This is a genomic window from Pseudomaricurvus hydrocarbonicus (assembly GCF_011602365.1).
Taxonomy (GTDB): domain Bacteria; phylum Pseudomonadota; class Gammaproteobacteria; order Pseudomonadales; family Cellvibrionaceae; genus Pseudomaricurvus; species Pseudomaricurvus hydrocarbonicus.
In genome coordinates this window covers 162201-186179 of the sequence record NZ_JAAONZ010000002.1, presented here as the reverse complement: position 1 = coordinate 186179, position 23979 = coordinate 162201, and the positions used below count along the sequence as shown (strand labels likewise).

General features: G+C 54.4%; 24 protein-coding genes. 18 read left to right on the top strand and 6 right to left on the bottom strand.

Going from position 1 to position 23979, the window contains the following annotated elements:
- Positions 1–174 precede the first annotated feature (174 nt).
- Positions 175–837, bottom strand: a complete 663-nt coding sequence (locus G8770_RS03140) for a glutathione S-transferase family protein (protein ID WP_167181681.1) — start codon at positions 835–837, stop codon at positions 175–177.
- A 54-nt stretch (positions 838–891) separates the two neighbouring features.
- Complete coding sequence (locus G8770_RS03135) at positions 892–1500, bottom strand: glutathione S-transferase family protein (protein WP_167181679.1); 609 nt, start codon at positions 1498–1500, stop codon at positions 892–894.
- Positions 1501–1696: 196 nt separating this feature from the next.
- Here G8770_RS03135 and G8770_RS03130 point away from each other — a divergent pair, with 196 nt between their 5' ends.
- The 4 genes from G8770_RS03130 (at position 1697) to G8770_RS03115 (ending at position 5366) form a co-directional block, all read left to right on the top strand.
- Positions 1697–2281, top strand: a complete 585-nt coding sequence (locus G8770_RS03130) for a TetR family transcriptional regulator (RefSeq protein ID WP_167181677.1) — start codon at positions 1697–1699, stop codon at positions 2279–2281.
- A gap of 239 nt (positions 2282–2520) precedes the next feature.
- Positions 2521–3642 carry a phosphoserine transaminase gene (locus G8770_RS03125; protein ID WP_167181675.1) on the top strand — a complete coding sequence of 374 codons (1122 nt, stop codon included), beginning with the start codon at positions 2521–2523 and terminating at the stop codon, positions 3640–3642.
- 184 nt (positions 3643–3826) lie between these two features.
- Positions 3827–4999, top strand: coding sequence for a phosphoglycerate dehydrogenase (locus G8770_RS03120; RefSeq protein WP_167181673.1), 1173 nt, complete (start codon positions 3827–3829; stop codon positions 4997–4999).
- Between the two features lie 55 nt (positions 5000–5054).
- Positions 5055–5366 (top strand): YqfO family protein, encoded by a 312-nt coding sequence (locus G8770_RS03115; RefSeq protein WP_167181671.1) that lies wholly within the window; start codon positions 5055–5057, stop codon positions 5364–5366.
- A 71-nt stretch (positions 5367–5437) separates the two neighbouring features.
- Here G8770_RS03115 and G8770_RS03110 read toward each other — a convergent pair whose 3' ends face one another.
- A complete protein-coding gene (locus G8770_RS03110) occupies positions 5438–5977 on the bottom strand; it encodes an NUDIX hydrolase (RefSeq protein WP_167181669.1) in 540 nt (179 codons plus the stop codon).
- Between the two features lie 243 nt (positions 5978–6220).
- On the opposite strand from G8770_RS03110, the gene G8770_RS03105 reads away from it, so the two are divergent.
- From G8770_RS03105 to purT, 3 genes are all read left to right on the top strand, one after another.
- Positions 6221–6835, top strand: a complete 615-nt coding sequence (locus G8770_RS03105) for an NUDIX hydrolase (protein ID WP_208022016.1) — start codon at positions 6221–6223, stop codon at positions 6833–6835.
- Between the two features lie 86 nt (positions 6836–6921).
- Entirely contained in the window at positions 6922–7116 is a 195-nt protein-coding gene (locus G8770_RS03100) for a DUF1289 domain-containing protein (RefSeq protein ID WP_167181667.1), read from the top strand.
- A 294-nt stretch (positions 7117–7410) separates the two neighbouring features.
- Positions 7411–8592 (top strand): formate-dependent phosphoribosylglycinamide formyltransferase, encoded by a 1182-nt coding sequence (gene purT, locus G8770_RS03095; RefSeq protein ID WP_167181665.1) that lies wholly within the window; start codon positions 7411–7413, stop codon positions 8590–8592.
- 113 nt (positions 8593–8705) lie between these two features.
- On the opposite strand, the gene G8770_RS03090 is transcribed toward purT, so the two are convergent.
- Positions 8706–9971, bottom strand: a complete 1266-nt coding sequence (locus G8770_RS03090; protein ID WP_167181663.1) for an HlyC/CorC family transporter — start codon at positions 9969–9971, stop codon at positions 8706–8708.
- A gap of 119 nt (positions 9972–10090) precedes the next feature.
- On the opposite strand from G8770_RS03090, the gene G8770_RS03085 reads away from it, so the two are divergent.
- Entirely contained in the window at positions 10091–10240 is a 150-nt protein-coding gene (locus tag G8770_RS03085) for a hypothetical protein (RefSeq protein ID WP_167181661.1), read from the top strand.
- Here G8770_RS03085 and G8770_RS03080 read toward each other — a convergent pair.
- Entirely contained in the window at positions 10227–11030 is an 804-nt protein-coding gene (locus tag G8770_RS03080) for a cytochrome C assembly family protein (protein WP_167181659.1), read from the bottom strand. The two genes, G8770_RS03085 and G8770_RS03080, sit on opposite strands and share 14 nt — an antisense overlap.
- Before the next feature lie 397 nt (positions 11031–11427).
- Between G8770_RS03080 and ffh the strand changes: the two genes are divergently transcribed.
- The 10 genes from ffh (at position 11428) to recJ (ending at position 22690) form a co-directional block, all read left to right on the top strand.
- On the top strand, positions 11428–12855 hold the full coding sequence (gene ffh, locus G8770_RS03075; protein WP_167181650.1) for a signal recognition particle protein: 1428 nt from the start codon (positions 11428–11430) through the stop codon (positions 12853–12855).
- 246 nt (positions 12856–13101) lie between these two features.
- Entirely contained in the window at positions 13102–13347 is a 246-nt protein-coding gene (rpsP, locus tag G8770_RS03070) for a 30S ribosomal protein S16 (RefSeq protein WP_167181648.1), read from the top strand.
- 37 nt (positions 13348–13384) lie between these two features.
- A complete protein-coding gene (gene rimM, locus G8770_RS03065) occupies positions 13385–13945 on the top strand; it encodes a ribosome maturation factor RimM (RefSeq protein ID WP_167181646.1) in 561 nt (186 codons plus the stop codon).
- A 104-nt stretch (positions 13946–14049) separates the two neighbouring features.
- Positions 14050–14835: a tRNA (guanosine(37)-N1)-methyltransferase TrmD gene (trmD, locus tag G8770_RS03060; protein ID WP_425049817.1), complete on the top strand. Its 786-nt coding sequence runs from the start codon at positions 14050–14052 to the stop codon at positions 14833–14835.
- Between the two features lie 111 nt (positions 14836–14946).
- Positions 14947–15306, top strand: a complete 360-nt coding sequence (gene rplS, locus G8770_RS03055) for a 50S ribosomal protein L19 (RefSeq protein WP_167181642.1) — start codon at positions 14947–14949, stop codon at positions 15304–15306.
- Positions 15307–15512: 206 nt separating this feature from the next.
- Positions 15513–16469: a site-specific tyrosine recombinase XerD gene (xerD, locus tag G8770_RS03050; protein ID WP_208022015.1), complete on the top strand. Its 957-nt coding sequence runs from the start codon at positions 15513–15515 to the stop codon at positions 16467–16469.
- 132 nt (positions 16470–16601) lie between these two features.
- Entirely contained in the window at positions 16602–17342 is a 741-nt protein-coding gene (locus G8770_RS03045; protein WP_167181640.1) for a DsbC family protein, read from the top strand.
- Positions 17343–17845: 503 nt separating this feature from the next.
- Positions 17846–19150 carry a homoserine dehydrogenase gene (locus G8770_RS03040; RefSeq protein ID WP_208022014.1) on the top strand — a complete coding sequence of 435 codons (1305 nt, stop codon included), beginning with the start codon at positions 17846–17848 and terminating at the stop codon, positions 19148–19150.
- Positions 19151–19328: 178 nt separating this feature from the next.
- Entirely contained in the window at positions 19329–20726 is a 1398-nt protein-coding gene (gene thrC / locus G8770_RS03035) for a threonine synthase (RefSeq protein ID WP_167181636.1), read from the top strand.
- A gap of 224 nt (positions 20727–20950) precedes the next feature.
- Complete coding sequence (recJ, locus tag G8770_RS03030) at positions 20951–22690, top strand: single-stranded-DNA-specific exonuclease RecJ (RefSeq protein WP_167181634.1); 1740 nt, start codon at positions 20951–20953, stop codon at positions 22688–22690.
- 173 nt (positions 22691–22863) lie between these two features.
- Here recJ and G8770_RS03025 read toward each other — a convergent pair whose 3' ends face one another.
- Complete coding sequence (locus G8770_RS03025) at positions 22864–23532, bottom strand: arylesterase (RefSeq protein WP_167181632.1); 669 nt, start codon at positions 23530–23532, stop codon at positions 22864–22866.
- Positions 23533–23979: the final 447 nt, after the last annotated feature.

Sequence of the window (23979 nt, the reverse complement as noted above, 5' to 3'; positions counted from 1 at the left end):
TTAAGAGGTGCGTACTATAGGGATTTACAGGCTCTGCGTCGAGTGCGTATGTATAAAGTTTATACAGTCTGGCTTTGTTGTTAGTCTGGGTGGCTGCTTTGAATTGTTGCTCTAGATTGTTGCTCTGGATTGTTGCCCCTGGCCCTGGGCGGGCAGGGGCGATTGGCCAGGCGATTAAACCAACAATTTGCGGGCGCCTTCCACAAACTCTTTTTTATCGACCTCAATCCGGCCGGGAACCGCGATGCCGCGCTCTACCGCCGGGCGAGCGGCAATGGCATCCAGCCAGCGGGTTAAGTGCGGAAAATCATCAATGGCCACTCCCGACCACTTGTAGGTATGGGCCCAACACCAGTTGGCCATATCGGCGATGGAGTAGTTACCTGCCAGGAATTCGCGATCCTGAAGGTGCGTATCCAGCACACCGAACAGGCGCTTAACTTCATTTTGGTAGCGGTCGATGGCCGGTTGAATAGTTTCCGGGAAATAGCGATAAAACACGTTGGCTTGCCCCATCATCGGCCCGATACCCCCCATCTGAAACATCAGCCACTGAATCACCTGGGAGCGTCCTTTGCTGTCGGTGGGCAGAAATTGTCCTGACTTTTCCGCCAGGTAGATCATGATGGCCCCGGTTTCAAAGACCGCAAACCGGTCATTGTCGGTGTCAACAATGGCGGGGATGCGACCATTGGGGCAGATGCTGAGGTAGTCCGGCTGCTTTTGCTCTCCCTCTGCCAGATTGAGGGCATGCACCTCATAGGGGATCGCCATTTCTTCCAGGGCGACTGAGGCCTTCCAGCCGTTCGGGGTGGAGGCGGTGTAAAGTTCGATCATGTCAGGCTCTCCTTGCAGTTCATGTGCAGGTTAAAGGCGATGTGCAGGTTTGGTTCAGGCCTTGGCGCTGGGACGACTGGAGACCTCGCCATACCAGCGCAGCAGGTGAGTGTACTCGTCGCTGGGTTTGATCTTGACGACCCGGGCAAAATCCAGGGCACAGAGGAGGTTGATGTCCGCAATGCTGAAGTAATCACCCACCAGAAATTGAGAGTCCGCCAGATGTTGATTGAGCTGTTTCATGTAGGCGGCGGCATTTTTACCGGCCTCCACGCCCCAGTCCATGATGGGGTTCATGCGGTCTTTGAAGTAACCGGTGGTGTGCTGGAAGCACATGCCCACTTGCAGCATGAAATAAAACTCCACTTGCCGCTGCCACATTTCGACCTGGGCTTTTTCCAGCGGGGTGCGGCCCATGAGGGCAGGCTCGGGGTGTATTTCTTCAAAGTAGCGACAGATGGCCATGGTTTCGCCAATGCAGGTGCCGTCGTCCAGCTCCAGAAACGGGATCTTGGTGGTGGGGTTCTTGGCACGCATTTCCGGGCTCAGGTTGTCACCTGCGGCGATATCCAGTTGCACGTACTCCATATCAATGCCTTTTTCGGCGAGGAACACGCGCACGCGACGCGGGTTGGGGGCAGTGCGGGTTTCGTAAATTTTCATGGGGTCTCTCTGTCCGTTAACGGGGTGGATTCTAATGTGGCTGGTCGGGGCGCAGCTGCATCGCAGCGCTTGATGTCAAAGTGAACAGTTTCTAAATGATCGGTCAGAAATATACGCGGTTTCTAAACAATCAGTCAATAATGGGGTAAACTAAATCTCCTTTTGCCGTCTGACCGCTCTGAAAGAGATTGAATTTGTGGCTCGTCCCCTCGCATTTGACCCCAACGAAAAATTGCACCAGGCGATGATGCTGTTCTGGCGGCGTGGCTATGAGGCGACCTCTCTGCAGGACCTGGTGGACGAACTGGGTATCAACCGCTTCAGTTTGTACAATACCTTTGGCGACAAGCAGACCCTTTTTGCCCGGGTGGTTGACGTCTATGAGCAGCGGGTGTTTGGCCCATTGCTCAAGACGTTGGAGCCGCCTGGTGAGGGCCTGACCAGGCTGGAAACCTATCTGGATACCCTGGCAAAAGGGTTGCGGCAACAGCCCGCGGTGAACGGGTGTTTTCTGCAAAATACGGTGTTGGCCGGTGAGGTGAGAGACACTCAGGTGCTCAATCATATTCGCGATGTCTTCCAGCGTCTGCAGGCGGCCCTGGCCGAGGTTGTGGACGGGGCAAAGGCCCAGGGCGAGATTGATGAGTCCGAGTCGACGCAAGAGCTGGCGGATTACCTGTTGATGCAGGTCCAGGGCTTGATTGCCCTGCATGGTTTGGGAGCCCCAGAGCGGGCTGAAAACGCACTGCGGCAGCTGAAACAGCAGATTCGCAAATGGTGATCTTTAAATTTTATCCCTTCGGCGGCATTTGTACGCGCGCCCACTGCACACACCTCTATAAAGCTGGCATAATCCGTCACCCCGAATCATAGGTTCGGCTCCCTGGCTAGTTTGACCATGGCTGGATAGCCCCGGCTTGATCCACAAGCTGCGCTTATGATCAGTGCTTAACTGAGCCTTTTGACATTAAATTGAGCCTTTTAAAACCAAGCCTTTTGAACGAGACAAGAGTAGAAGCCATGCAGCCTCAGGTAAAACCGAGAAACCCCAACTTTTCTTCTGGCCCTTGCAGCAAGCGTCCAGGTTACGACGTGGCCGGATTGGATATGCGGACATTGGGCCGCTCCCACCGCTCCAGCCTGGGTAAAGAGGCGCTGGGTCAGGCGTGCTCAAAAACCGCTGAATTGCTCGGGTTGCCTGAAGGCTATCGCGTGGGTGTGGTTCCGGCCTCGGATACCGGTGCGGTGGAGATGGCGCTGTGGTCACTGCTGGGACCGCGTCCAGTGGATGTGGTGCACTGGGAGTCGTTTGGTTCCGGCTGGCACACGGACATCATCAAACAGCTGAAACTGGACAATGTGCGCTCACTGACCGCCGACTACGGTGTGCTGCCGGACTTGTCCGAAGTGAATTCCGCCCACGATGTGGTGTTCACCTGGAATGGCACCACCTCGGGCGTTAAGGTGCCTAACGCTGACTGGATTGCCGACGACCGTGAAGGTCTGATGATCTGTGATGCCACGTCCGCAGTCTTCGCCATGGACATGCCGTGGGAAAAGCTGGACGTGGTGACCTTCTCCTGGCAAAAAGTGCTCGGCGGCGAAGGCGCTCATGGGATGTTGATCCTGAGCCCGCGTGCGGTAGAGCGTCTGGAAAGTTACACGCCAGCCTGGCCAATGCCTAAAATTTTCCGCATGACCAAAGGTGGCAAGCTGATTGAAGGTATTTTCCGCGGAGAAACCATTAATACGCCGTCTATGCTGGCGGTGGCCGATTACCTGGATGCTCTGGGTTGGGTTGAAGCGATCGGGGGCGTCAAAGAAGCGATTGTCCGCTCGGAGGAAAACTTGGCCGTGGTGGCTGAATTTGTTGCCGCCAATGACTGGATTCACTTTTTGGCACAAGCCCCGGAAACCCTGTCGAGCACCAGCATTTGTTTGACGGTGGATGCCACCGCTGAGCAAGTGAAGAAAATGGTCAAGTTACTCGATCAGGAAGGTGTTGCCTACGACATCGGTGCTTACCGCGATGCTCCCGATGGGTTGCGCCTGTGGGGTGGTGCCACGGTTGAAAAAGCCGACATGCAAGCGCTGATGCCCTGGTTGCAGTGGGCTTATGAGCAGGTGACGACCCAGGCCTGATCCTGGCCGCTCAGCCACTGGGGCCGGCATTCATTTTTCAAACAGTGGGTACCGCCCTGGTTTTAAGCGCCAGTAGAAAGACAAAGACATTCCGGCGTTACGATAACAATAATGATGCAGTGGAATAGACGCAGGCCAGACGATCAAAAGTTCGCCGACGTCTTTCCATCTGTGAGGAGGGAATATGTTTCATATCAAAACCTACAATGCCATTTCCAATAAAGGCCTGGATCGCTTCAACCGTGAGCTCTATCAGGTGTCTGCCGACTGTGAACAGCCCGACGCGGTTGTCCTGCGCAGTCAATCACTCCACGATCAGGATTTACCGTCCACGGTGAAAGCCATCGCTCGCGCGGGTGCCGGGGTGAATAACGTGCCGGTGGAAGCCTGCACCAAAGCCGGTGTGGTGGTTTTCAACACGCCTGGCGCTAACGCCAATGCGGTGAAAGAATTGGTGCTGGCTGGTCTGTTGTTGAGTTCGCGTGATATTACCGGGGGGATGCGCTATGTGCAGTCGCTGACGGAAATGACGGACGCGGATGCGATGGGCAAGCTGCTGGAAAAAGAGAAAAAGCGTTTTGCCGGCAACGAGCTTTATGGCCGCACCTTAGGGGTGGTGGGCCTGGGAGCTATTGGCTCCATGGTGGCCGAAATGGCTTTGGCGCTGGGGATGGACGTCGTGGGCTTTGATCCGGCGCTGTCGGTGGAAGCGGCCTGGAAGCTGCCGAGCCAAGTCGAGAAAATGGACAACCTGCAGGCATTGATGGCGCGTTCTGATTACATCACCCTGCATGTGCCGGCGATTGCGCCCACCCGCCATATGATCAATGCCGAAGTCCTGCAGGCCGTTAAAGCGGGTGCAGTGCTGTTGAATTTTGCCCGTGAGTCGATTGTCGACGCGGATGCGGTGGTGGCCTCATTGGATGAAGGCCGTTTGGGCATGTACGTGTGCGATTTTCCCGAACCGAATTTATTGCAGCGACCTGATGTTCTGGCTATGCCGCACATTGGCGCCAGTACGGCGGAAGCGGAAGAAAACTGCGCGGTGATGGCGGTGGATCAGCTGAAAGATTTTCTCGAAAGCGGCAACATCAAAAACTCCGTCAACTTTCCGCAAATTAACCTGCCGCGAAGCGGTGGCTACCGCATCACCTTTGTGAATGACAATGTCTCCGGGGTCCTGGGCAATGTGCTGTCGGTGTTCACCCAGAACAACATCAACGTTCTGGACATGATGAACAAAAGCCGGGATGACATCGCCTATAACATTCTTGACGTCGAGCAGGTGCCTTCTGCCGAGGTGATCAAGGCGATTGGCGATGTGGAGCATGTGATTGCGATTCGTGTGCTGAACTGATTGTTGGCCTGCTATCTTGCCGGGTTAACCGGGGCATCGCTGCGAGGAGGGTTGAGTGTACAAGTTGTGTTTTCATGTTCCTGCCTCACACCTGGATGCGGTCAAGTCAGCTTTGTTTGAGGCCGGTGCCGGCAAGGTGGGTGACTACGACAGTTGCTGCTGGCAAGTGTTGGGGCAGGGGCAGTTCCGTCCATTGGCGGGCAGCCAGCCCTACCTGGGTCAGCAGGGCCGGCTTGAGGCTGTGGCGGAATATCGGGTCGAAATGGTTTGCTCTGATGAGTGTATCAGGGCGGCGGTTAAGGCCTTAAAGCTGGCGCATCCCTACGAAGAACCCGCTTATGACGTGATGAAAGTCGAAGAATTCTAGGCGCTTTATCGCGCTTCCCGTTTTATCACCCCGGTCGCTTTTATCGGTCTGCTGCCTGTTGTCTTTTTGCGCTACTTTTTCGGCCTGTACAGGGCTTCGCTGCGCATGGGAAAGGTTCCCGACTTGCGGTCGGTGAAGAAATACTGCAGCGTTTTTTTCATCACCGGAAACGCCAGCTCTTCCCAGGGGATATCTTCTTCGCTAAACAGCGCCACCTCCAGCGATTCCGGTCCGGGGCCAAAATCCAGATCGATCAGCTCGCCTTTGAAAATCATATACACCTGATTGATTTCGGGCAGGCTGAAAATGGTGTAGAGACCATTCAGGGTCATTTTTGCCCGCGCCTCTTCCCAGGTTTCCCGGAGGGCGCCTTCTTCAACGCTTTCGCCATTTTCCATAAACCCGGCGGGCAGGGTCCAGAGTCCATAGCGGGGTTCGATGGCTCGTTTACACAGCAGAACCTTGTTTTCGTAGATCGGCAGGCTGCCGGCAATGATGTTGGGGTTGCGGTAGTGAATGGTTTCACATTGGATGCAGACGTGACGCTCACGGTCGTCGCCGTCCGGTACTTGTAAGGTGACGTTGGCACCACAACTGCTGCAGAACTTCATTGGAACTCCCTGAGGTAAACTATGCCGTCATTATAAGTGAGTTACACTTGTCTGTGCTGGGATTTGTTGGGGTTTTCTGAGGCGCCCAACGATTATTTTGTGTGTGGTTTTGCCGGGGCATCCGCGTTTCATGCCAATATCTGCTCTGACAGTGATAAGGTTTGTTAGGTGAGCCGGACGCAGGTGGATCTTGTCGGCGATTTCCGGTAATTTTGTAGGGGTTATGCAGTTAACTGGTTGTAAATGATGTTAGAACGTCTGCGCTTATACCTGAGTCAATCTGATTATGAGGCCCCGCCGGTGGGGGCGCTGGAAAGCCCGGCCGCCGTCTTGATTGCGATAACGGAGCATGAAGAGGCTCCGGCTGTGGTGTTGACCCGGCGGTCACTGAAGCTTAAGAACCACAGCGGTGAAGTGTCGCTGCCCGGAGGGAAGTGGGAGCCCCAGGACCGGACATTGCAAGAAACGGCGCTGCGTGAGGCAGAGGAAGAGATTGGTCTGGATCCTGGTGTCGTTGAGGTGCTGGGGGCTCTGCCGGTGTTTCAAACCTGGAAGGGGGTCAATGTGGCTCCTTTCGTGGGGGTGATCCCCCCTCATCTGGAGTTTGTCCCCAATTATGATGAATTGGATGAAATCTTTTTGGTTCCCCTCAGCTTTTTTGTCGAAGATCAGCGCATTCGAACCGATGTGTTTGAGCGGGAGGTAGGCCATGTCTGGTCGCCGGCCTATGAGTTTGACGGGTTTGAAATCTGGGGGTTTACGGCCCGGTTATTGATTAACTTTCTCAATGATGCCTTTGAAGAGGTTGAAATCCTGAGGGAGAGCCCGGCGCCGATTAAGGATTGGTCGCAGGGCTAAAGCTGTGTTTTTGGCTTGTCACCGGGATGATTCTTAGGGGATGGGTAGGGTATAATTCAGCCTTCTAAAATCATTGAATAGACGTTATGACTGATCAGGCCAAGCCCGTAAAATCCCCCTGCGTACATATTTGTGCACTGAACGAAGAGGATGTGTGCCAAGGCTGTTATCGCACCGGAAATGAGATCAGTCGCTGGGGTCGTTATAGCAATGATGAGCGGCGCGAGGTGCTGAAGCTATCCTTTGAGCGTGCGCGCAAGTCTAACCCGTTTATGTCGTGATGCGATGCCAGTGGATCTCTGTGGGGCGGCTTCCAGCCTCCGGTTGCAGGGAAATCCCTCGGCACTGAAGCCCCTGCATCTCAACATCTTTCACTCAAATCAACAACATTCACTCAAAAGCTTTCAATCGACGGCACCCCAGGGATTTATTGCCTATCTTTTCATCATGGCTGGCAGTACTTTATTGGCTGACGGCACTGCTGACAGATGATGCCAGGGGAGTTCGTCACCTTAGACTGTTGATCTGCAGAGCCGCTGGTTTTGCAGCTCACCTCACCACAAGAGACTATACCCATGCCCACGATCGGTACTCCATTTTCACCTTCTGCGACTAAGGTCATGCTCTGCGGCTCTGGCGAGCTGGGCAAAGAGGTCGCCATTGAATTGCAGCGATTGGGGGTCGAGGTCATTGCCTGTGATCGTTACGACAATGCGCCGGCGATGCAGGTGGCTGACCGCAGCTATTCCTTGTCCATGCTGGACGGCACGGCCTTGCGTCAGGTCATTGAAATGGAAAAGCCGGACTACATTGTGCCGGAAATCGAAGCGATTGCGACCGATACCCTGGTTGCTCTGGAAAAAGAAGGGTTCAATATCGTGCCCACGGCACGTGCAACCCAGTTGACCATGAACCGTGAAGGTATCCGCCGGTTGGCGGCGGAAGAGTTGAAGCTCCCGACTTCGGCCTATGAGTTTTCCGATAACTTCGAAGACTTTTCCGCCTCCATTGAGCGCATTGGCTGCCCCTGTGTAGTGAAGCCGATCATGAGCTCATCCGGTAAAGGGCAGAGTGTGGTCAAGTCCATGGCTGACGTGGAAGCGGCCTGGCAATACGCGCAGGAAGGGGGGCGTGCGGGGGCGGGGAAAGTCATTGTAGAAGGCTTCGTGGATTTTGATTATGAAATCACGCTGCTGACCGTACGCCATAAAGACGGCACCAGTTACTGTGAGCCCATTGGTCACCGTCAGGAAGACGGTGATTATCAGGAGTCCTGGCAGCCGCAGGCGATGACACCCGCTGCCCTGGAGGCCTCTCAGGAGGTGGCTCGCAAGGTGACCGAAGCGTTGGGCGGCTGGGGGTTGTTTGGCGTTGAGCTGTTTGTCAAAGGGGATCAGGTGTATTTCAGTGAAGTCTCGCCGCGACCCCATGACACCGGTTTGGTGACGCTGATTTCTCAGGACTTGTCCGAGTTTGCTCTGCACGCCCGGGCAATCCTCGGGCTGCCAATCCCCAACATTGTGCAGCATGGCCCATCCGCCTCAGCAGTGATTTTGGTGGAGGGGGAATCTGATAAGCCGTCTTTCGGCAATCTGGCAGAGGCGCTGGCCATGCCAGATACCAGTCTTAGGTTGTTTGGCAAGCCAGAGGTGGCCGGCAAACGCAGGATGGGGGTGGCTCTGGCGCGTGGAACTTCGGTTGACGGGGCGGTAGACAAGGCGCTGAATGTCGCGTCTAAAGTTCAGGTGAAGCTCTAGAGCTGTTGAATCCTGAGGCCGCCCGGGCAGCCGCAAGGTGGCTGCCCTTTGCCAGCTTTGAGTCCAGCAGCGGGTGCTTTGGGTGTTGGCACTAGGCCGCTTTGATTTTGTAGCTAGACCGCTTTGACTCTGGCACTCTCGATCATCTTGTCCGACAGGGCGACGGTCTCAATTTTATAGTCGCCAATTTTGATCCCGGTGTGGCCTGCGGGGATGTTTTGCAGTTCTTCCACAATCAACCCGTTCAGGGTTTTGGGGCCGTCAGTGGGGAGCTCCCAGCTCAGGTGACGGTTGATATCCCGAATCGACGTGCCGCCTTCTATCAGATACCAGCTGTCCTCCAGCTGGGAAATTTCCGGATTCTCTTCCTCTGCCAGATTGGTGGTGAAATCACCGACGATTTCTTCCAGCAGGTCTTCCATGGTCACGATACCCTGTACATCACCGTACTCATCCACAACGATGGCCATGCGTCGTTTTTGTCGCTGAAAGTGCATCAGCTGGGTGTGCAGTGGCGTGCCTTCGGGAATGAAGTAAGGGTCACGGGTAAACCGACGAATGGCTTCATGGGTAACGGACTTGTTGTCACCGTGAATAAAGCGCGCCGCATTGCGCAGGTGCAGAATGCCGACAATGTTGTTGATGTCGCCTTCGTAGACCGGCAGGCGGGTGTATTCGGAGGTGCGAATGCGTTTCAGCAGGGTGGGGATATCGTCTTCCAGATCCAGCCCGAATACTTCATTGCGCGGAATCATGATGTCTTCGACGGTGGCCTTTTCCAGGTCCAGTACGTTCAGCAGAATACCCTGGTGCTGATCGGGAATGAGATCGCCGTGTTCGTCCACGGCGGTGCGAAGCTCATCGGGGTGCAGCTGGTCACTGATACTGGCTTTGCTGGGGTCTACCCCGATGATTTTGGCCAGCCCGTTGGAAAAGCTGTTAACCAGCCAGACCAGCGGGTACAGCAAAATCAGCAGTGGTTTGAGTATCAGGCTGGCGGGAAAGGCGATGCTTTCCGGGTGCAGGGCGGCAATGGTCTTCGGGGTCACCTCGGCGAAAATAAGAATCACGATAGTGAGGATGATCGGCATGATGGCGAGGCCAATTTCGCCGTACAGTCGCGAGGCCAAAATTGTGGCGATGACGGTGGCAAAAATGTTGACCAGGTTGTTGCCGATCAGGATCACGCCAATCAGGCGATCTGGACGGGCGAGCAGCTCTGCGGCACGCATGGCACCTTTGTGTTGTTTTTTGGCGAGGTGTTTTAACCGGTAGCGGTTTAAAGACATCATGCCCGTCTCGGAGCTGGAGAAAAATCCGGAGAGCAAAATTAAAATGGCCAGTATCCCAAATAAGAGGCCAAGGGGAGCGTCGTTCAAAGAAGGTGGAGCCTGTATAGCCGAATAAGTTCGCGTATCTTCCCTCAGAATTTGGGTAGGCGCAACCGTTTCTTGGGCGGGGGGATTAATGCCTCTCGGGGCTGTTGGTCGCGGGGTTTGTGGCGGCTTTCGGTGCGACGCTTGCGGAGCTGGAAGAATCGGGCAGCTGCTGGGTGAGCGGGGTGCTATCGCAGGCCCGGGAAGGGGTGGCCTTCTCGGGCCTGAAAGGCGGAGTGCCGGCGGCTTGTCGCGGTATCAGCGGAGAATGATTTCCAGCACAAATTTACTGCCAAAATAGGCCAGCATCAAGGTGACGAAGCCGCCCAGTGCCCAGCGGATGGCCGTATTGCCTCTCCATCCCAGTCGCACATGTCCCCATAACAGGGTGGCGTAAATGCACCAGGCAAGTATCGTCAGAACGGTTTTGTGGACCAGGTGCTGGGCAAACAGATCTTCGATGAACAGAAAACCGGTGATGATGGAAAGGGTCAGCAAAATCTCGCCGGCCCACAAAATCTCGAAGAAAAGTGCCTCCATGGTTTGCAGGGGAGGCAGCAGGCGGATCATTCCTGCCGGATGCTTGTGTTTGAGCTGGTAGTTCTGGAAGGCCAGTGTCAGTGCCTGCAAAGTGGCAATGATCAGCAGGCTATAGGCCAGTATGGACAACAGGATGTGGGCAATCATTTCTCCGCTGACCTGAGTGATCATGGTCTCATCGTGACTGACAATCGCCATCAACAAGCAGAGGGCAGACAGGGGAAACAAAAAGATAAACAGGGTTTGCAGGGGCTTTTTCAGGCTGCTGAGGAGCACGATCAGATTCACCACCCAAAAGGTGAGTGAGACGATATTGAAAAACCCCAGGTTAATGCCTGAGGGGTGGAACAGCATGGGGTAACTGCCGGCAGCGTGCATGGCCATGGCAGAGACGGCAAACGACATTAGCCATTGCGAGGCGATAGGGCGCTTTTGAGCAATGGAGGTGATCAAATAGGCGGCGCCACACAAATACAGTGAGATGGCGGCCAGACAGAGTGCCAAATGGATAGTGATGCTCATAAATTTAGGATGATCATTCTGGATTCGTTTTTACGACCCGCAGTGTGTCACAGGGACTTTCCAATTAGAAGCCGCATGACGCTAATAATAGAAGCCACATGACGCTAAATAGAAGTTACCTAAAGCGAATGAAAAGTTTTAACCGGGTTGATGGATGGTGTCAGGCTGGTTCGTGGGTGGTGAAAAGCTGATCAGAGGCGATAAAGTGGGCAGAGAGGGGCGGGACATTGGGGACTTCAACATTTCTCAGAAGGTTGGGTGGAGGACGGGCGGGGTGGAATGCGGGTTAAGCAGAAAGAGTTGCCGCAACAGGGCGCTACGGGGAGCAACGGCTGAAAAAATTCGTTATACTTGGCCACTTTTACGGATTCAGTCAGCTGGACGGTTGTGATTCACCATGTTTGAGAACTTACAGGATCGTTTGTCCCGTACCCTGAAAAAGGTTACTGGCAAAGCCAAACTCACCGACGCCAACATCAAAGACACCTTGCGCGAAGTGCGCAAAGCGTTGCTTGAGGCCGACGTCGCCCTGCCGGTGGTTAAGGCATTTATAGAAAGTGTCCGAAAGCGCGCCGTGGGGCAGGAAGTGTCGCGGGCCCTGAACCCGGGCCAGCAGTTCATCAAAATCGTTGAGGCCGAAATGGTCGCAATGATGGGTGACGCCAACGAGACTCTGGATCTGGCGGTCAAGCCGCCAGCCGTGGTTTTGATGGCCGGCTTGCAGGGGGCGGGTAAAACGACGTCTGTGGCCAAACTGGCCAAATTCCTGAAAGAGCGGGAAAAGAAAAAGGTTGTGGTGGTGTCGGCGGATATTTACCGCCCTGCGGCCATCAAGCAGTTGGAGACTCTGGCAACAGAGGTGGGCGTCGATTTCTTCCCGTCGTCTCCAGATCAGAGGCCGGTCGACATAGCAAACGGCGCCATCATGCACGCGCGCAAGCACTACGCGGATGTTGTGATCGTGGATACGGCAGGCCGTCTCCACGTTGATGACGACCTGATGGATGAAATCAAGGAGTTGCACGCTGCAATCGAGCCTGCGGAAACCTTGTTTGTGATCGATGCCATGATTGGTCAGGATGCGGTGAATACCGCCAAGGCCTTTAATGATGCGCTGGCATTGACGGGCATCATTCTCACCAAGGCGGATGGCGATGCCCGCGGGGGTGCGGCCCTGTCTGTGCGTCACGTTACCGGCAAGCCGATCAAGTTTCTGGGCATGGGCGAAAAGATTGACGCCCTGGAACCGTTTCACCCGGATCGTATTGCCTCCCGTATTCTGGGCATGGGTGACCTGCTGTCCCTGATTGAAGACGCTGAACGCAATATCGACAAGGATAAGGCGGAAAGGCTGGTCAAAAAGGTCGCCAAGGGTCAAAAGTTTGATCTTGAGGATCTGCGGGATCAGTTGCAGCAAATGCAGAACATGGGCGGCATGGCCTCCATGCTGGAAAAGCTGCCGGGGATGGGCAACATGGCCCAATTGGCTGAAAAAAGTGACATGACCAAGCAGTTTAAGGTGATGGAGGTCATTATTGATTCCATGACGCCGGCGGAGCGTGCCAATCCCGACGTGTTGAATGGTTCGCGCAAGCGTCGCATTACCATGGGTTCGGGCACCCAGATTCAGGATCTGAACCGTTTGCTCAAGCAGCATAAGCAGATGGCCAAGATGATGAAGAAGATGAAAGGCGATGGTATGGCCAAAATGATGCGGGGCATGGGCGGCATGCTCGGCGGTGGCGGCGGAGGGATGCCCCCCGGTGGTATGCCTCCGGGTGGCTTCCCCGGCGGCGGCGGAGGTCTGCCGCCTGGCTTTAAGTAAGCATTTGCGCTGAAGTGGCCTTTATTAGCTGGGGTTTTGTGAGTTGTGCGACCCATTCGGGGTGTGCGGTTCATGAATCCTCAGTAATCCCTCATTAAACCTCTATACATCCTCAAAGCTTTCCCTTAGAATATCGCGCCTTTCGTAGGCTGTGTCTGCGTATTGCTGAAGTATTTGGCGGTTTTATTTGACTGCGTGTTACCAGAAGGTGGTGCGCTAAATTTGATTAATAGGAAGTAGACTTACATGGTAAGCATTCGTCTATCTCGTGGCGGCTCTAAGAAGCGTCCGTTTTACCACCTGAACGTAACCGACAGCCGTAGCTCACGTAACGGTCGCTACATTGAGCGCGTTGGCTTCTTTAACCCAGTGGCCCAGGGTCAAGAAGAGCGTCTGCGCATCGACAATGAGCGTATCGCCTATTGGGTAGCGCAAGGTGCTCAGTGCTCCGATCGTGTTGCCAAGCTGCTGAAAGAACAAGCTGCTGCTTAATTATCCTGTAGTTTGATTATCTTGTAGTGCGGGCCTCATGACTGATCAGAAGACTGGCAACACCAAGCAAGGCTCTAATTTGGTCGATGTTGGGCGCATTACGACGGTTTTCGGTGTTAAGGGATGGGTGAAAATCCATTCAGAAACCGAGCCGATGGAGAATATTTTCTCCTACAGCCCTTGGTGGTTAAAAACCCGCCATGGCGTCAAACCTGTCGAGGTGGAAGAGTATCGACCCCACGGCAAAGGTCTGGTGGCTCTGATTAAAGGAGTCGATGACCGGGATAAGGCGCAGGAACTCTGTCAGGTGACTATTTCGGTAGAGCGCGGGCAGATGGCGGAGCTGGAGGCAGGTGAGTATTACTGGTACCAGCTGGAAGGGTTGGCTGTAATAACTGAATTTGAGGGCCAGGTCAGCCGCTTGGGGGTTGTCAGTCGCTTGTTGGAAACCGGTGCGAACGATGTACTGGTGGTCAAGGGGGACGCGGACAGTCTTGATGATAAAGAGCGTTTGATTCCCTATATTCCGGGTCAGTTTGTGACTTCGATTGATCTGGAGGCGGGTGAAATACGAGTGGATTGGGATCCGGACTTTTGAGTCTGGGGGTAGTTTCTCCCAATGTTGTGCCTCTCATATGTTGAGCCCCTCAATTGAGCATGACAGCAACATTATCGAAAGAAGCCAGTAGGAGAGCGGCAGGCGTGACGAGTAGCTCGAAGCGAATTGCTGTTGTGACACTGTTTCCGGAAATGTTTGCCGCCATCAGTGATTACGGCATTACCAGTCGTGCGATTAAGCAGGGACTGGTTGAGCTGGAGATGTGGAATCCCCGGCAATTTACACAAGATCGCCACCAGACGGTGGATGATCGACCTTACGGTGGTGGTCCTGGCATGCTGATGATGATTCAGCCGCTCAGAGAGGCCATAGCCGAAGCCCGGGCCTGGGCCGATTGCCGTGAAGCTGGCGGTGCAGGTTGCAAAGTGGTTTATCTGTCTCCCCAGGGGCGACAGTTAGATCAACAGGGTGCCACTGCTCTGGCAGAAGGGCAAAATTTAGTGCTGATCGCTGGCCGTTATGAAGGCATTGATGAACGCCTGATTGAGCTGGAGGTGGACGAGGAGTGGTCCATCGGTGATTACGTACTGAGCGGCGGAGAACTGGCTGCGATGGTTTTGATTGACAGTGTGACCCGACTATTGCCGGGCGCATTGGGGCACGCACAATCCGCTGAGCAGGATTCCTTTACGGATGGCTTGCTGGATTGCCCGCACTATACGCGACCGGAAGTTTTTGAAGGTCGTCAGGTGCCGGAGGTGTTGTTATCCGGTAACCACGAAAAGATACGCCGCTGGCGTTTGCAGCAGGCGTTGGGCAGAACCTGGCAACGGCGCCCGGACCTGCTGGAAAAATTAGAACTGACCAGTGAGCAGCAAATGCTGTTAGATCGCTATCAGCAAGAGTTGGATACTGGTCGGGACGATTAACCGGGGAACTTACGGTTGGCTAAACCTGAAGCGGAATAATCCGCAGAAGGAACCAATTATCGTTCCTCATATAGCTGTGAAGCTACACTACTGACTCTAAAGGAGCAGACCATGAGCAACAAAATTATCCAGGAACTGGAAAACGAGCAACTGAAAAAAGACCTGCCTGAATTTTCACCAGGTGACACAGTCGTTGTCCAGGTTAAAGTAAAAGAAGGTACCCGTGAGCGTCTGCAGGCGTTTGAAGGTGTAGTGATCGGCATTCGCAGCCGTGGTCTGAACTCCGCTTTTACTGTACGTAAAATCTCACACGGTATTGGTGTTGAGCGTACTTTCCAAACACACAGCCCGCTGATTGACAGTGTTTCTGTTAAGCGTCGCGGTGATGTTCGTCAGGCCAAGTTGTACTACTTGCGCAACCTGACTGGTAAGGCTGCACGTATTAAAGAAAAACTGACTGCGAAATCTTAAGGTTTTTGTAACCTTAAGGCAGACAGCAAACTGACCAGCTGAAAGGTTGGCGGTTTAAAAAACGGCGTACCGCAAGGGCGCCGTTTTTTTGTGGGTGAACCTTAGGTGTGTGAAAACCTCTTCCACTTCATGTTTCTTCAGGTCTCAGTCTGTGAGCCATCAAAATCAGCTTGTTTCGCGCTTGTGAAATCCATTAGTGTAGGCTGATGACAAACTCTCTTATTTATTCATCTTCAGATGTTGTGGCAGGATTGTCCGCCGACCTGGTGAGGCCGGAAGATCAGCGCATGATTGAGCTTTTTCTGGATGCCATCTGGGTTGAGAAAGGGCTCAGTGACAGTACCTTGTCGTCTTACGGGCGGGATTTAAATTTATTTGCCCGCTGGTGCGCTCTGCAGCCGGTGACATTAAAAGCGGTCGATGAAATTCAATTGCGTGACTATCTCGCCTTTCGGCTGGAGAGGCAAAAGTCTTCGGCCCGTTCCACGGCTCGCTTTTTGTCCTGCTGTCGGGGCTTTTATGCCTATTGGCTGCGCGAGGGCGCGGTGAATCATGACCCGGTGGCGCTGATTGAAAACCCGAAACAGGGGCGCCCCTTGCCCAAGTCCTTAACCGAGGCGGATGTTGAGGCTTTATTGTCGGCACCGGATGTTGAAGATGCCATTGGCTTGCGGGATCGAACCATGCTGGAAGTGCTGTATGCGTGTGGGTTGCGGGTCAGTGAGCTGGTTGGGTTGCATCTGGGGGATGTGAACCTCCGTCAGGGGGTGGTTCGGGTAACCGGCAAGGGTGGCAAGGAACGTTTGATACCCTTGGGGGATGAGGCGGCTCAGTGGTTGTTGCGCTACGTCAAACAATCACGCCCGCAACTGTTAAAGAGTGCCTCGGATGTGGTGTTCCCCAGTTTGCGAGGCAAGCAGATGACCCGCCAGACATTTTGGCATCGTATTAAGCACTGGTCGCAGGTTGCGGGAATTAATAAAGATCTTTCCCCGCACACTTTACGCCATGCCTTTGCCACGCACCTGATCAACCATGGTGCCGATTTACGGGTTGTCCAGCTGCTGTTGGGTCACAGTGACTTATCGACCACTCAAATCTATACTCATGTGGCCATTGAGCGGATGAAGAGCTTGCATGGCGAGCACCACCCACGGGCATAAGTGTTTTGCCCACAGCAGGGAACTTAGGCTGGGCGGCAACCTCTTAGCTAAGGCGGTGTGGCTCGAGTTCATTGCATAGCTCTGGAATATGGTAAAGTGTTCATCAGTTAATTGTTTTTATGAGGTCAAGGAATGCGGCAGTTTTGTAGTTTGGTAGTCAGTGTATGGGTGTTTGCCCTGGGGATGGGGGTTAGCGCCGAGCCTGTTGATTCGGCCGTTTCCAACGTTATTTTGGGTAAGCTGCAGGTTGCACGCCCGGATCTGGCCTATGGTGAGGTGCAAGAGACTCCGATGGAGGGGTTGTACCAGGTGAAGGTGCAGAACGGTCCGGTTTTGTACGTGAGTGCCACGGGTGATTTCATGCTGGCGGGAACGCTCTACGGGGTCAGCTCAACAGGTTTTGTTGACTTGCAAGAGCTGGCCATGTTGCCCGTGCGCAAGTCCAAACTGGATGCCATTGCCGCCAGTGATGAGATTATTTTCCCGGCCAAAGGTGAGCGTAAGGCTTACATCTATGTCTTTACCGATGTGGATTGCGGCTACTGTCGGAAGCTGCATAAAGAAGTGCCGGCGATGAATGAGATGGGTATCGAAGTGCGCTATCTGGCTTACCCGCGAGCGGGAATAGGTTCTCCCTCCTACACCAAAATCGCAGAAGCCTGGTGCGCGAAAGATCCGCAGACGGCCTTGACGCGGCTGAAAAATGGTCAGTCAGTGGACGCCAAATACTGTGAAGACAATCCGGTCGCGGAGCAGTTTAATCTGGGCGGTGAGCTGGGGGTGCGGGGTACACCAGCCATTGTCCTGGCGGATGGCACCATGCTGCCGGGTTACGTTGAAGCGAGTAAGTTGGCGCAGATTCTGGGCCTGTAGGCGGTTTTCCCGACCGGTCAAGATCCAGCGGGTCACTCTCTCTTGAGCTGGCCCGTGTTCCGCTCATTGTGATACCACCCACGACCCCTCCCCGAAGCGTTCTCTGTGCAAAGCCCTTCTGTTTCGGTGCTGGAAGCCGTGGGGGGCTGTCTGGCGGCTTTGCCGCTACCCCCGAGCGCCCCCGGTCCCGATCAGTTGGTTGGTGCTGGCCGGCCGGTTCTCTGCCGCTTGTCCATGGCTTCTTGATGCCCTGGTCGGTTCCCTGAAACTCGTTTGTGGCCTCTCGTATGCCCGCCTGCGGCTTCTCATATACCCACCTGCGGCTTCTCACTATAACGCACCTGCGGCTTCTCTATATAATAGGGGGCTGAATCGATTGACAGGGCAGGGGTCGGGCAGTAATGTTCCCCCTTTTGTTTTCAGGCTCCGCCCTGCGGGTTCGGAGCTCTGAGAGCGACACCCAGCGCTTCGTGAACAGAGTGCTACAAAAAGAGGTAGATACGTTGAAACCGGTAAGAATAGGAATATGTGGGTTGGGCACCGTGGGTAGCGGTACCTTTAATGTTTTGACGCGCAATGCGCGTGAAATTAGCGCCCGTGCCGGTACCGACATTATTATTGAGCAGGTAGGGGCGCGTCGTGACAACCCCGCCTGCGACACGTCAAGCAGCAATGTGACCCGCGATGTGTTTGAGGTGGCTCGCAACCCGGATGTGGATGTGGTGGTTGAGCTGATTGGCGGTACCACCGTTGCCAAAGAGCTGGTGGAAGAAGCCATTGCCAGCGGCAAGCACGTGGTCACTGCGAACAAGGCGCTCATTGCCGAGTTTGGCAATGAGCTGTTTGCCAAGGCTGAAGCCAAAGGCGTTACCATCTCTTTTGAGGCGGCGGTCGCGGGTGGGATCCCCATCATTAAAGCGTTGCGAGAAGGCCTGAGCGGCAACAGAGTTGAATGGTTGGCGGGTATCATTAACGGCACCGGTAACTTCATCCTGACCGAAATGAAAGACAAGGGCCGTGCCTTTGAGGATGTCCTCAAAGAGGCTCAAAAGCTGGGTTACGCTGAAGCGGATCCTACGTTTGACGTTGAAGGCATTGATGCGGCCCATAAGCTGGTGATTTTGGCCTCGATTGCGTTTGGTATGCCGCTGCAATTCGACAAGATTTTCACTGAAGGGATCAGTGCGATCGAGCCTCAGGATCTGACTTATGCGGAATCTCTGGGCTATCGCATCAAGCATTTGGGGATTGCCCGTCAAAGCGACAAAGGGGTTGAGCTGCGGGTTCACCCCACCCTGATTCCGGCCAAGCGTCTGATTGCCAATGTTAACGGTGTCATGAACGCGGTCCTGGTGAAGGGCGATGCGGTTGGGCCAACACTGTATTACGGTGCCGGTGCCGGGGCTGAGCCTACGGCTTCTGCGGTCGTTGCGGATCTGGTGGATGTGGCTCGCGGATTCTCTGCCGCCCAGGAAAACAAAGTGGCTCACCTTGGGTTTGCGGCGGATGCGCTGCAGGATCTGCCGGTATTGCCTATCTCTGAAGTGACGACCGCTTATTACCTGAGAATGACGGCGGAAGATCGCCCGGGTGTTCTGAATAAGGTGACCCAGATCCTGAGTGATTCGGGGATCAGTATCGAAGCGGTCATTCAGAAAGAGCCGGAAGAGGGTGGAACTGAGGTGCCGTTGATTCTGTTGACCAACCGTGCGGTGGAAAAGCAGTTGATGGAAGCCATTGATGGTATTGAACGCCTGGAAGCGATTTTGGGTGAAATCACCCACATTCGGGTGGAGTCCCTGGGGTAAGCTTCTAGAAACTAGAAACTAGAAACTAGAAACTAGAAACTAGAAACTAGAAACTAGAAACTAGAAACTAGAAGCCAGAGATGGAATTCAGAGAGGGTTGCGGTCGGTGATTGTGCAGCCCCATCATAATTTTTGCAGTTGTGAACAATTGCAGTAGTAACCAATATTTGAGGTTATCGTGAAATATATCAGTACTCGTGGTGAAGCACCCCCGCTGTCCTTTGAAGATGTCGTGTTGACCGGTCTGGCCCCGGACGGCGGTTTGTATGTGCCGGAAAACCTGCCTAAGTTTTCTCAGGAAGAAATCGCCTCCTGGGCTGGCTTAAGTTATCAGGAGCTGGCGTTTAAAGTAATTTCACCTTTTGTGGCCGGTGAGGTACCTGACGCTGAACTGAAAAGCATCATCGATGCGTCCTATTCCACCTTCCGTCATGACGCCATTGCGCCATTAGTCCAAACGGCACATAACGAATGGATTCTGGAGTTGTTCCAGGGACCGACTCTGGCGTTTAAAGATTTCGCGTTGCAGTTTTTGGGCAACCTGCTGGATTACATTCTCAAGAAGCGCAACCAGAAAGTGGTTGTGATGGGGGCAACCTCGGGTGATACCGGTTCAGCGGCGATTGAGGGCTGTCGCCACTGCGACAATATTGACATTTTTATCCTGCACCCCAACAAGCGGGTCTCTGACGTGCAACGTCGTCAGATGACCACCGTACTGGAAAAGAACGTTCACAATATTGCCCTCGAAGGTAATTTCGACGATTGCCAGAACATGGTGAAAGCCAGCTTTGGTGATCAGTCCTTCCTGCCGGAAGGGCGTCAGCTGGTGGCGGTAAACTCCATCAACTGGGCGCGCATCATGGCTCAGATTGTCTACTATTTTTATGCGGGTCTGGCTTTGGGCGCTCCGGCCAGGCCGGTGTCTTTCTCCGTTCCGACCGGCAACTTTGGTGATATCTTTGCGGGCTACCTGGCCAAGCAAATGGGTCTTCCCATCGATCAGCTGGTGATTGCCACCAATGCCAATGACATTCTGCATCGCTGCATCAGTGCCAATGATCACTCCAAGAAAGAGTTGATTCATTCATTGTCGCCGAGTATGGACATCATGGTCTCCAGTAACTTCGAACGGTTGTTGTTTGACATGTATGGCCGTGATGGCAGCGCCATCAAGCAGTTGATGGAAGACTTTAAGTCCGGCTCTATGTCTCTGGATGAAGACGCGCTGAGTTCAGTGCGTGAGTTGTTCACGTCTTACCGACTCGACGATGAAGAAATGATGGACGTGATTCGCGAAGTGTTCGATCACACGGAATACTTGCTGGATCCCCACACGGCCATTGGTGTGCAGGCCGCGCGCAAGACCCGTCGCCGTCAGGACATTCCGATGGTCTGCCTGGCCACCGCGCATCCGGCTAAATTCCCGGAAGCGGTGCGCAAAGCGGGACAGGATACGGACCCGACCCTGCCACATCACATGACTGACCTGTTTGATCGTGAAGAGCGTTTTGACGTGTTGGATAACGACATGGCTGCCGTGCAGAAACACATTGCCGCAAATGTTCGGGCTTAAACTCAGCAATGAGTAGATAGAAGTTGCGCGTCATTGCGAGCGCAGCGCGACAATCTCCAGGGCCTCGTGCCCGTTTGCGTGAGATAGCGTCGTCGCCGGGCTCCCGCAATGACGCGCCACGGATTCAAAAAAAGCCCACCCCTGGTGGGCTTTTTCATTTAGGCTGGGCATTTCCCCTCGCGCCGCTCTCACGTACCTCTCTTAGGTACCATCGCCGGAGAACTATGAACACGAAAATTACCCGCCGCTCTGCACCTGAATGGACATCATCCTGGCCAGAGAATTTACACCCGCGGTTGCAGTCCATTTACGCCGCTCGGGGGGTAAACTCCCTGGGTGACATGGAGCGGTCGCTGCAAGCGATGTTGCGCCCACAGCAGTTAAAAGGCCTGCAGGGCGCGGTGGAGCGTTTGGTGAGGGCCATCATCGGGCAGGAATCCCTGCTGATCGTGGGTGATTTTGATGCCGATGGCGCCACCAGCTGTGCTGTCGGCATGTTGGCACTGCGGGACATGGGGGCCGCCAGTGTTCAGTATTTAGTGCCAAACCGGTTTGAATTTGGCTATGGCCTGACTCCGGAGATCGTGGCGGTCGCCAAAGGCTATAAGCCGGATCTGATCATCACCGTGGATAACGGTATTTCCTCCATCGAGGGGGTGGCAGCGTCAAAGGCGGCCGGCATTGGTGTGCTGGTGACAGATCACCATTTGCCGGGCCACGAACTGCCGGATGCGGAAGCGATCGTGAACCCCAATCAACCGGGGTGTGAATTTCCCAGCAAAAACCTCGCCGGTGTCGGTGTGATTTTTTATCTGATGAGTGCGCTGCGCTCGGCCTTGCGCGAACAAGGCTGGTTTGCCAGCCGGGGTATCCCCGAACCCAACATGGGCAATTATCTGGATTTGGTGGCGCTCGGAACCGTGGCGGACGTGGTGCCCCTGGACAGCAACAACCGGATTCTGGTGCATCAGGGGTTGCAGCGCATTCGCAGCGGTCGGGCACGACCGGGTATTTTGGCGCTGCTGGAGATTGCCGGGCGCCAACGTCACCGACTGGTTGCTTCGGATCTGGGGTTCACCGTGGGCCCCCGTTTGAACGCTGCCGGCCGCCTGGACGATATGTCGTTGGGCATCGAATGCCTGTTGTGTGAGAGTCCGGACCTCGCCCGGGAAATGGCCATCGAACTGGATGACCTGAACAAAGATCGCCGCTCAATTGAGGCGGGCATGCAACAGGAGGCGTTAAAGTCTTTGCAGTCCCTGGTGCTCAATGACAGCGCCGACATGCCCTGGGGGCTGTGTTTGTACGATGGGCAGTGGCATCAGGGAGTGATTGGTATTTTGGCGTCGCGCATTAAAGAGCGCTTTCACCGCCCGGTCATCGCCTTTGCGGATGCCAGTGAGGAAGAGATTAAAGGTTCGGCAAGATCAATCCCGGGTTTGCACATCCGCGATGCGCTGGACGCCGTCGCCAGTGCGCACCCAGGTCTGCTGACGAAGTTTGGTGGTCACGCGATGGCGGCAGGCATGAGTTTGAAGAAAAGCGATTTCCCACGCTTTCAGCAAGCGTTTGATGAGGTGGTGCGACAATCCCTAAGCCAGGCAGATTTGCAGGCTGAAATCTTATCCGATGGCGCACTGTCAGCGGATGAATTTAACTTACCGCTGGCGCATACCCTCCGCGAGGCGGGGCCTTGGGGGCAGCATTTTCCGGAGCCCGTGTTTGATGGCGAGTTTTATCTTGTCCAACAGCGCATTGTGGGTGAAAAGCACCTCAAACTGGTGTTGGCGATGGATCCGGCCGGGCAGCAACTGGTGGATGCCATTGCTTTTAATGTCGACGTGGACGTGTGGCCTAACCCGTCTGCTGAAAAGATTAAATTGGCGTATCGCCTGGATGTGAATGAGTTTCGGGGTCGTGAGACCGTACAGCTGATGGCCGTTCACGTTGAGGCGATTGGTTAGTGTGTCCGTTCAGCAAGAGCGGATGACTGGCCGTGATGGCTGGGGGAAATGGCTTCTGGCGACCGTCAGGACTTAGGCCCTGGGCTAAAAGGGCCTGGATTAAAAAGGGCCTAGATTAAAAAGGGCCTGGATTAAAAAGGGCCTGGATTAAAGCACCTCCGGGGGCAGGGCTGTCAGGGGCAGTTCGTGTGTTGAGGCAGGATAGGCCGTAATTCCTCCCAAACATTGTCCAGCATCCGCGGTTGTCCTTCCGCGGTGGGGTGGATGCCATCCTGCTGCATGAGGTGGGGCTGGGTTGCGATACCCTCCAGGATAAAGGGCACCACGGCAACCTGATTCTTATCTGCCAGCAGCGGGTAGCTCTCACTGAACAGGTGACTGTAGCGCGGGCCGTAATTGGGAGGGATCAGCATGCCGACCAATAAAATGTCTGCATTTTGCGAACGGCTCAAATCAATGGTTTTTTGCAGGTTATTGCGCATGGACGGTATCGGGTAGCCACGCAAGCCATCGTTTCCTCCCAGCTCTATGATCACAATACGGGGTTGAATTTCCTCCAATAAGCGCGGTAAGCGATTGACTCCACCGCTGGTGGTTTCACCGCTGACGCTGGCATTGATCACTTCCAGTGGTATTTGCTGTTCCTCTAAGCGCTGACGCAACAGAGAAACCCAGCCCGCACTTTCATCAATACCGTAACCGGCACTCAGGCTATCCCCCAGGATCAGGATGGTTCCGGCTGAACATTCCGTTTGGCTTTGCGCGGCAGAGGCAGGGCTGGCTAATCCGTTTTCAGTAATCAGTAACAGTATGAAGCATACGCCGCTAAGCACGCGAGACATCAAGCAAGAATCCTTTGGCTGGTGAGGGTTGATCATAGCTAATGGTTGCGAAGATTTTCCCGAGGGTTGCGATGACCTGTCGAACGCAATCTTCAATTCCGGTAACAGTGGCTTTGCGCCTTAGTGTCACTGTTAGCGCTGTAGATGTCCAGAGGGTGGCTCTGAGTTAGCTCTGGGGTAACTTGTGTGGTGCCCGTGAGGAAACGGTGAGAAAGGGCGAATTAAGGGGGTTGCGAGGAAAAAATGTAGGCATTTTAACGGGATACGAGTGGAATGGCCCGCCTGAGTAAAGTTCTGTGAAAATCTTGGACTCTGCTATGTGGCCCATCAACAATAGGGGTAAGTTTGCGACCCGCCATCCCACACCGGTCATTTACAGTGATCATTTAGTGAATTACAGCCCGATGGGGTTTGAGGGGCTCACCGTGGGTGAGGCAAAGAGGCTCG

Excerpts from the sequence above, each read along its gene's own strand:
- G8770_RS03140 (WP_167181681.1), bottom strand. The coding sequence starts at position 837 with ATGATCGAACTTTACACCGCCTCCACCCCGAACGGCTGGAAGGCCTCA.
- G8770_RS03135 (WP_167181679.1), bottom strand. The coding sequence starts at position 1,500 with ATGAAAATTTACGAAACCCGCACTGCCCCCAACCCGCGTCGCGTGCGC.
- G8770_RS03125 (WP_167181675.1), top strand. The coding sequence starts at position 2,521 with ATGCAGCCTCAGGTAAAACCGAGAAACCCCAACTTTTCTTCTGGCCCT.
- G8770_RS03120 (WP_167181673.1), top strand. The coding sequence starts at position 3,827 with ATGTTTCATATCAAAACCTACAATGCCATTTCCAATAAAGGCCTGGAT.
- G8770_RS03110 (WP_167181669.1), bottom strand. The coding sequence starts at position 5,977 with ATGAAGTTCTGCAGCAGTTGTGGTGCCAACGTCACCTTACAAGTACCG.
- G8770_RS03105 (WP_208022016.1), top strand. The coding sequence starts at position 6,221 with ATGATGTTAGAACGTCTGCGCTTATACCTGAGTCAATCTGATTATGAG.
- G8770_RS03100 (WP_167181667.1), top strand. The coding sequence starts at position 6,922 with ATGACTGATCAGGCCAAGCCCGTAAAATCCCCCTGCGTACATATTTGT.
- purT (WP_167181665.1), top strand. The coding sequence starts at position 7,411 with ATGCCCACGATCGGTACTCCATTTTCACCTTCTGCGACTAAGGTCATG.
- G8770_RS03080 (WP_167181659.1), bottom strand. The coding sequence starts at position 11,030 with ATGAGCATCACTATCCATTTGGCACTCTGTCTGGCCGCCATCTCACTG.
- ffh (WP_167181650.1), top strand. The coding sequence starts at position 11,428 with ATGTTTGAGAACTTACAGGATCGTTTGTCCCGTACCCTGAAAAAGGTT.
- rpsP (WP_167181648.1), top strand. The coding sequence starts at position 13,102 with ATGGTAAGCATTCGTCTATCTCGTGGCGGCTCTAAGAAGCGTCCGTTT.
- rimM (WP_167181646.1), top strand. The coding sequence starts at position 13,385 with ATGACTGATCAGAAGACTGGCAACACCAAGCAAGGCTCTAATTTGGTC.
- rplS (WP_167181642.1), top strand. The coding sequence starts at position 14,947 with ATGAGCAACAAAATTATCCAGGAACTGGAAAACGAGCAACTGAAAAAA.
- xerD (WP_208022015.1), top strand. The coding sequence starts at position 15,513 with ATGACAAACTCTCTTATTTATTCATCTTCAGATGTTGTGGCAGGATTG.
- G8770_RS03045 (WP_167181640.1), top strand. The coding sequence starts at position 16,602 with ATGCGGCAGTTTTGTAGTTTGGTAGTCAGTGTATGGGTGTTTGCCCTG.
- recJ (WP_167181634.1), top strand. The coding sequence starts at position 20,951 with ATGAACACGAAAATTACCCGCCGCTCTGCACCTGAATGGACATCATCC.
- G8770_RS03025 (WP_167181632.1), bottom strand. The coding sequence starts at position 23,532 with ATGTCTCGCGTGCTTAGCGGCGTATGCTTCATACTGTTACTGATTACT.